The organism is Pokkaliibacter plantistimulans (assembly GCF_003194385.1).
GTDB lineage: Bacteria > Pseudomonadota > Gammaproteobacteria > Pseudomonadales > Balneatricaceae > Pokkaliibacter > Pokkaliibacter plantistimulans.
Map to the genome: position 1 here is coordinate 97,820 of NZ_LAPT01000021.1, position 7,305 is coordinate 105,124.

3 protein-coding genes are annotated in these 7,305 nt (G+C 55.0%); 1 reads left to right on the top strand and 2 read right to left on the bottom strand.

Going from position 1 to position 7,305, the window contains the following annotated elements:
* Positions 1-142 precede the first annotated feature (142 nt).
* Positions 143-6,193, bottom strand: coding sequence for an AvrE-family type 3 secretion system effector (locus WH50_RS05440; protein WP_165838311.1), 6,051 nt, complete (start codon positions 6,191-6,193; stop codon positions 143-145).
* A gap of 277 nt (positions 6,194-6,470) precedes the next feature.
* Here WH50_RS05440 and WH50_RS26570 point away from each other — a divergent pair, with 277 nt between their 5' ends.
* Positions 6,471-6,617 carry a hypothetical protein gene (locus WH50_RS26570; protein ID WP_207780188.1) on the top strand — a complete coding sequence of 49 codons (147 nt, stop codon included), beginning with the start codon at positions 6,471-6,473 and terminating at the stop codon, positions 6,615-6,617.
* Positions 6,618-6,778: 161 nt separating this feature from the next.
* Here WH50_RS26570 and WH50_RS05445 read toward each other — a convergent pair whose 3' ends face one another.
* Positions 6,779-7,015, bottom strand: coding sequence for a hypothetical protein (locus WH50_RS05445; RefSeq protein ID WP_133251251.1), 237 nt, complete (start codon positions 7,013-7,015; stop codon positions 6,779-6,781).
* Between the last annotated feature and the right edge of the window lie 290 nt (positions 7,016-7,305).

Here is a 7,305-nt window from a genome sequence, read left to right on the forward strand (position 1 = left end):
AAGTGCCGCAGGGAACAGCAGTGGTTTTTACTAAGCCACTGCTGTTCGGGCACTCTGCTCACACCTGTTTTCTGCTCACACCTGTATTTTTCTGCTCACACCTGCGTGTTGTCTGCTCGCGTCAGTGCTGGTGAAGGCGCTATCAGTGTTTGCGTACCTCCAGACCCTCTTTCTTTAAGCTGCTCATAGCCGTCACCAGCTCGGTGTCGGGGGTGGTGACCTGACCTGCCAGGGTGTAGCTGCGGGGGATATCCTGATCGGCTCCGTACTTGAAGTTGATGGTGCCAGCGGCACGCTCCATGTAGACGTTGGCATTACTGGCTCCGCCGACGAACAGAGTCGGTGTGGTGAAGCCTTCCTTGTGCTGTCCGGTTTCAAAAATAGTGATGGATTTGATGCGACGGCTCTCTGGGTTTTCCAGCGCCTGTTTAACCTGATCCAGACCGGCTTTGCCTTTGACAAAGTCTGCCTCCAGCTTCATCCGTGGCTCGTCCTTCAGCTCCAGAGTGACCCAAGTGTAGCAGTTGGGGCGATTGCGGATGTCATTCAGCACGCCAGCAAAGGCGGGATCATCTTTCATCATCTGGCTGACCTGACTGGCCAGCGCATCCTTGCGTGATGGCGCAACCGCCGCTGTCAGCATATTGAGCACACCGCCATGGTCCAGATGCCGGGTGTTATAGTGAGCCACCACGGCCTTGGCCACGGACATTACATCGGTCTTGTTGGTGGCGGCTTCATGCTGAATTTCAGTTGCGCCTATGCTGTTGAGCGCCGCGTACTGCTCGTCATTGGTATGGGTAACCACACCCGACTCGACAAAGTGGTTCTTCAGCAGCTGCAACTGCTGCTTGATATCAGTCATTTCCCTGGCGACCTTCACGACTTCCTGACTGGCAGCATCTTTAAATGCACTGGCCAGACCGCTGAACAGCTTGTCCATGGTGCCAGAGGTGACGGCATCGGCCTTTTTCGACTGCATCTCACCACGCACCTTGACCGCGTTGTCTACCGCCACCGTGGCAGCGGTACGCAGGTTGGCAAAGGACGATAGCGTCGTCTGCTTAGCCTCAGTGGTTGTGGTGGTTTCCCCGGTGTCCGGGTGGGTGGACGTGGTTGTGCTGTGGCCAGTGGTGAAACCCTTTACAAAACCCAGGGTCGCGGCAAGGTCAAACCCGGCGTTAGCTGTATTGAGCACACCGCTTTTGTCGTTGGTGCGATGCTTGGCTTTGTCCAGTCCTTCATACATCAGCTCGTCTTTGTTGATGGAGACCAGATTGAGTCCGCCTGTCAGGCCGCCCCCCAGACGCGCACCCACGGTGGGATTACCGTCTTTATCGGTGAGATCCAGCCGGGCGCGGGCGGTGAAGTTCAAGCCAAGATCAATACTGAAGTTGGTCTTGGTGCCGTGCATAGTGACGTGTTCCATGCCCTTGTTGAACAGCTCATCGGGGGTAATCTTGCCGCTGGTCAGACCATCGACAAAGGAATCAATGTCCTTACCACGCACGTTAAAGATGAATTCGTTGTGCTGAACCTGGCCGCCGCTGATGGTCAGGCCAGCACCTGCGACGACGTCAGGCTTGAAGGTCATATGGTGGTCGTTAACATTCACCGGCTTGCTATTACTGTCCTGGCCGGTCATGGCAGGTAGCGCGTTCTTGCTGATACCGATATTGCCCTGAATGCTTGGCCCGAGGTTTCGGCTGATAGTCACTTCAACCCCGTCTTCCAGCCCATAGAACTCAAGATTGTAGTTGCGTTTCTGCTCGGCACCGGCCCCGGGGAAGATGTCAACGGCTTTACCCTGCAGAGAGTGGGGAATCACACTGGCCGATGCGCTGGCGTTGTAGCTGCGGGTGAAGATCACGTCATCCAGAGGTTTGAGGGAATGCAGCATGCTTTTCATTTCCTGATTTAGCTGCTGCTGATCCCTGGTCTGGGTGACGGCACGGGCAATCAGGTTGATGCCGTGATCCTCCTGACTGAAGGCACTGATCATGACTTTGGCGGAGTCATACATGCCTTCCACATCTTTATGACTGAGCATGCCGCGGTCAGTGAGATGCTTGACCTGATTCTTCTCATACTGGTCATCGCGCAGCTGGTTCAGGTCATGGCGCAGCATGCTCAGCTGATCGGCATCGGGTTGCCTGCCTGACAATACCTCGGCTTTATCGATCAGCTTGTCGAGCTTCTGCAGTATCAGGGTGTCCAGCACCAGACGGGACTTCACCAGTGCCATCTTGTCACTGGGATCACGCTGGCGGCCCATCATGATCTCGGTCTTCTGATGGCTCATATTGACGTTGAGATCGGTAAAGGCTTTCAGCAGATGCCCGACATTGCTGTCGGCTGAGGCGGGCGCGTGCTTCCAGGTGTTAAGCACTTCCGCACTCAGGGAGTGGCCGGAGCGATTGGGGTTAAAGCTCTGCTTGAAGTCTTTCAGTTTGGACGGCTTGTAGTCCAGCTTCAGCTCACCCCCCGCGTCCAGTACGCCCTGATGTTTACCCAGCTTGATCAGCTGACGCTCGGCACTTAGCTCCAGCTCATTACGTAGCGACTCTAGTTCGTCTTTTAGCTGCTGACCTGCTTCCCCGAGGTCCAGGCGCTCAAGGCGGGTTTTGATATCCATCTTGTCACGATCCGGTGCAAGGCCCGATTTCAGCAGGGTGTTGTTGGCCTCCAGTTCCTTGAACAGGGCATGCTCCTGTTCATATAGCGGCTTCAGACCTTCTCGGCCCTGCCATTGATGCTGCATATAGTTGCCAGCCGTTTTAATGGGGCGCGGTATTTCCAGACTGGGTTTGAATACGTGGGCTTTGAGCCGATCAGTGAACTTGCTGCTGATCTTGTTGGTTTCCATACCCAGAACACCACCGACCTGCGCGGTGACCACGTAGTTGGCGCCCGCCATCCCCAGCTTCATACCTTTGGTGGCCAGGGCAAGGTTATCGAACAACTTGTCACGACCGGTTGTCCCTTCCGCCGCAGGTTGTGGCGGCTGACGATGCCACCCTTCGGCACTATGACGCAGCTTTTGTCCGTCCGCGGTGATCAGCTGTAATTCATGCTGCTCACTCATGGACAGCCTGGCGCCGTGCAGTTCTTCGGGCAGCTCACGGTGCCGGACTTCATGCCATTCGCTGTTGAGTTTGCTGCTTTTGGGCGTCATCCAGGCTTCTGCTGGCAGACGAAACAGCTTTCCTTCGTCAGTCAGCGCAAACAGGGTGTGGTCCTTATCCACCTGCAGGTGCGTTATTTCACCCTGCAAACCGTTCTGGCGGATGGGCACATCGGGGTGCATGGCGCGGCTGGTATTGGGGCGAACCGAACTGAACTTGAACTCACCGGCATGAGTCAGGGTGACAGCCTGATAACTGTTGAGCACTGCTGCTGTCTTGATATTGCCGTCGGGGGCGCCCTTGGGGCCACTGCCAAGGGCAGGTTGACCACGAGTCTTGGTCAGAGAAAACACATTGTCGGAGCCGAAGCTGATACTGCTGCTGTTTTCATCAATAGTGATCTTTTTCAGCTTACCGCTTTGCAGGGCATAGGGCTGACCATCAAGACCACGCTGCAAGTCTTCAATGTTGTCTGCTCCCTTGGTCCACTCCTGGGTGAGCTTGTCCTTGAAGTAGAGCGCGCCTTCGTAAGTGGCAAGTGTACCGTTCTTGCCAAAGTCTTGTTCCTGAGTGCGTAACTGCGCCTCCAGCAGACCGGGCTCAGTCTTGTTCAGACCAAGAGTGTTGTCGATATGCAGGACATCAGACAGGTTCCAGCCGGGTTTGAAGGTCTTGCCGGATTCGTTGAGTGGACAGGCGTGGCGCTGATTACTGTGATCTTTGACTAACAGGTGCAGTTCGCCCGTCGCTGAGTGGGTAAATCCTTCAAACTTGGCATCTTTGCCAAAGGCGTTCTGTAACTCATGCTGGGGCACAATGGTAAATCGCAGCTCGTTCTGGTCGTGCTCCGGCACGGTTGCTTTCAACAGGCGATTTTCCTGGTCGACCGCGAATAGCTCCTTGCCATGGAGTCCCACGCTGGTTAACTGTGCGGCGTCGGTGTCCTGCAGACCGACGATGTCGCTGCCTGTGGCATAACGCGGCTGGAAGTCTCGTGCAGATTCGATATTTTCAGACAACGAAGGGAGCAGGCAGAGGGTTGCCGGAACATCGTTGGTGGATAGACCGGTAGTACCCTGGGTTAGCAGGGCGGCTTCACCCTGCTGGTTGACGCTGAAAGAGCTGATCGGACTTTCGGTAACAAAGCTGCTTTGCCCGGAGGCGAGTTCAATCAGCTTGTTGCCGTCCTTGATTCCGTAGACACCCTGATCCGCACCGGTGTTGAGCGTCGTCACTCCACTCTGGTCCTCTTTCCAGATATCCAGCCCTGTCAGCTTATGCAGCTCACCTTCGTGTATGCGCCAGTGGTTGCCGTTGGCATCTGCATGAATGCCGGTTGCCTGGGCGAGAATGTTGGTGTCTGCGGGGGCATGGCCGGTTTCGCTAAGCTGAGCAAACAATGACTGCGGTTGGGCAGTGGGGGCTGTTTGGCGTATCCCATGGTTTTCCTGAATGCCAGGGAACAATCTCGACGTCCTGCCTGGGTCGGGGATAGGTTGCCCTATTTCATCCCGCAGTGTTGTGGGTGGTTTGGTAAGCGGTGTCGAGCTATGCAGCGCGATAAAACCAGAATGGGGATTGGTGCTGAGTTGAAACACTTTACCCTGTTTGTCCAAAAGCAGCTGGTCGTGGCCCTGATTGCGGCTTTCATGGGCAGCATAGCTCTGAAACGGGCGACCTATGGTCTGCTGCAGCATGGTGGCCAGATGAGGGGAGGATTCCTTGTCGATGGAAAGCTTGCCGTTGTTGAGCTGTAACTGCGGAGGTTGTATGACGTCACCAGCGCTGGAGTGAGCGGGAGAAAAAGGATGACTGAACGAGGGCGAGTGGCTGGGTGGGGTGTTGGGTGGGGTGCCACCAGCTACCTGGGAGCTCTCACCTCGCTCCAGATTGTGCAGATTTTGCCGAAACTGGATAGGCTGCAAGATCGCAGAGGACATCGGTTCTTTACCCGGACGACGACTAAACACAGTGGATTCTGCTTCGTCTTGATCTCTCTCGGAAAAGTGGCTGCTGGTACTTCTGAACGAGTCCGACTCACCCAATGTTGAAGCGGCGGAATGAAATGACTCTTGTCTGGATGACATGTCATCTTCTTCTATCCCTTCATTGTCCCCTTCGGGAATGGTGTACAAGTTACCGATGTCATTCTGGTCCTGCATAGAAGCCTTTGCATCGTCCTCTGAGAGGGGCTCGGTCTCAGGGGCTGAGGTCTCGGGCGGAACTAAATCCTCAGGTATCTGGAATACGTCTGCTGTGGCAAAGGCTGAAGCACCCCGGGCGCGCATAGCATCCAGCGCTTGCTGGACCTCCTGATCCTCAACGTCGGAGTCGGATTCAGAAGCACTGTCGTCTGGTAGATGAAATACATCCTGAGTGGCGAAGGCGGATGCACCCCGAGCGCGCATCGCATCCAGCGCCTGTTGTACATCCCGATCTTCCGGCTCTTCAGTGCGTGTCTCAGTGTTTTGCTGGCTTGCGGTGGAATGGCTGTCAGAAGTGGTATTGAGCGAGGTCAGTACGCGGTTTCTGGTCGTTTTCCATTGCGCTGCCTGCTGCGCCTTCATGACGTCTGAAACGTACTCATAGCCTACTTGATCTTCTTCCCGCATCCGCGCCAGAAGTGAGTCAGCGGGGTATGGATGTGACGATGTGCTGGTGGATGACTCGCCCTGCTGCTTAGCTGCAGTATGACCAAAGCCCATGCAATGCATCATTTTAGAGGTGAAAGACGAGCTTGGTCTGTGCTGCCCGGCTGTCGTATTCCGTTGCTGTGTCTGCTGAGAGGCGCTGCTCGACTCGCTTTTCTTGCCAAAGCCAAACTTGCCTTTCAGAAAGCCGGGTTTCTTGTGCTTATGTTTACCAACGGGCTGGCCGTCGGGTGTTTCGGTTTGCTGATGCAGTTGTGAGGGTTGCGTGGCCTGACTGCCCTCATGGGCCAGACTGATGGTCATTCCCTGAGAGCCGCTGCTACTACCCTGACGCAGTGTGGCTGGATTCTGATGCTGATTGCTGTTTTGAATACCATGGATTTCGTGACTGGAACTACCAGGGATTCTCGTACTCATGTTCAGTACCATCAGTTGAATTTTGATGCCCATGCCCTTGTGGCATATTTTGTTAGAACGTGTTTGGTGTCATCAAACGCCATTAACCGGACGTCTACAGAGTCTTAGTGACGCAGTAAGCTATCCGGTTGCGTAGAAATGATGGAAAGATCAGAAAATTTTCAGCACTGCTGACTGCGGCAGTACCTACAGTTCCTTGACGCTTGTAGTTCTGACGTTGTTGGCGTGCACCTTGACCGCGTCTCAATCGCCCAGCACTAGTGGGTGTTTGCCATTGGTGGCGTTGCCTTTTCATGGCCGCGGCATTCTCACCGACATGGGTGCTGCACGTTGTCGATCCGGCATCGCCTTTGGTGCGGATGCCGTCCGCTTCATTATCTACCAGCACGGCATTCTGTGGACTGGCGTCATCTTCGATGAGTAAACAGCGGCTTCTGAGTCTATGACTGATCGTCACCATCAAAGGATTCATCAGCTTTCACTGCGATAGATTCGTCCTGCACGAGAGCGTCGAAAGAGGCTTTGGGAGCATGATGTTGGCCACATTGCTGGCGCCTGTGCCGGAGCGGGGCATGGAGGAGCTGCTCAGGCTGCCGAAGGATTGTGGATAGTTGTCCGCCACCTGCCGACATCGCGACTGACTGAAGGGGGCATATCCGATAGCTGGTCATCGTTGGTATAGGGGTTGAAGAGGTTGTTGAGCTGCTGCTTGCCCAGATCCAGCATCGTCTTGTTACTTCTCTCCTGGCTGCTGAAGGCACTCTGCTGTGAAGAGGTATTACCACTGCCCTGATTTTGCCCCATCTCCTGCAATGTTTGCATCACTGCTTTCAGCCGCTGATCGAACAGGTCGTCTCCCCGGTTTTGGCCTGTTGTCCCGTCTGGCCATACTTTCCTCCGCTGTGCGCAGATAAGTTATGCCGAGGCCGTAAGATGACGGCAAATAACCCTGTCTGATGGTTTGGCTTCGCTCAGAGGAGTGCAGCTCTGGGATAGCCTGTAGAAGCATAAGGTAGGTGCTACAAGCGAAGCGACAGTTCCGCTTTCTTGTGCACTTATCGCTGTACCTGGCGGGCTGTATTGCTGCCGCTTGGCTTTGTTGCATAAATAGA

Bases quoted from the DNA above. Each gene is read 5' to 3' on its own strand.
- WH50_RS05445 (WP_133251251.1), bottom strand. From the start codon at position 7,015: ATGCAAACATTGCAGGAGATGGGGCAAAATCAGGGCAGTGGTAATACC.
- WH50_RS05440 (WP_165838311.1), bottom strand. From the start codon at position 6,193: ATGAGTACGAGAATCCCTGGTAGTTCCAGTCACGAAATCCATGGTATT.